This is a genomic window from Streptomyces boncukensis (genome assembly GCF_011045075.1).
Lineage (GTDB): Bacteria > Actinomycetota > Actinomycetes > Streptomycetales > Streptomycetaceae > Streptomyces > Streptomyces boncukensis.
Genome location: NZ_JAAKZZ010001080.1, coordinates 1 through 653 on the forward strand (window position 1 = coordinate 1; position 653 = coordinate 653).

The window sequence follows — 653 nt, forward strand, 5'->3', positions numbered from 1 at the left end:
CGCCTGGGGCGAGCCCGCCTGGGGCGGGCTGCTCGAACCTTCGGACGGCGCTCCGCCCCCCGGACCGGCCGCAGCGGGTAGCGTTCCTCACATGTCAGAGCCCGCGAAGCCCTCCCGTACGCCCGCCGCGTCCTCCCAGCGTCTGAAGATCCGCCGCGAGTTGGCTGCGGCAGCCACGGAGCTCTTCGCCACGAAGGGCTACGAGGCGACCACGGTGGACGAGATCGCCGCCGCGGCGGGGGTCGCGCGCCGCACCTTCTTCCGGCACTTCCGCTCCAAGGAAGAGGCCATCTTCCCGGACCACGACGACACGCTCGTCCGCGCCCAGGCCGTGCTGGAGGCCGCGCCGCCGCACGAGAACCCGCTCGACACGGTGTGCCGGGGCATCAAGGAAGTCATGAAGATGTACGCGGCCAGCCCGAAGGGCAGCGTGGAGCGGTACAAGCTGACGCGGGAGGTCCCGGCGCTGCGCGAGCGGGAGATCGCGTCGGTGGCCCGGTACGAGCGGCTGTTCACCCGGTATCTGCTGGGGCACTTCGACGAGGCGGCCCACCGGGACGAGGTCAGCGACTTCGACGAGCCGCTGCTCGCGGAGGTGGCGGCGTCGGCGGTGGTGACGGCGCACAACCATGTGCTGCGGCGCTGGCTGCGCG

Annotated in this window: 1 protein-coding gene; it reads left to right on the plus strand. The window is 72.4% G+C overall.

Annotated elements, in window-relative coordinates; all coding sequences use genetic code 11:
* Positions 1-91: 91 nt before the first annotated feature.
* The coding region (locus G5C65_RS38035) for a TetR family transcriptional regulator (protein ID WP_206442744.1) at positions 92-653 on the plus strand (562 nt) is incomplete at its 3' end.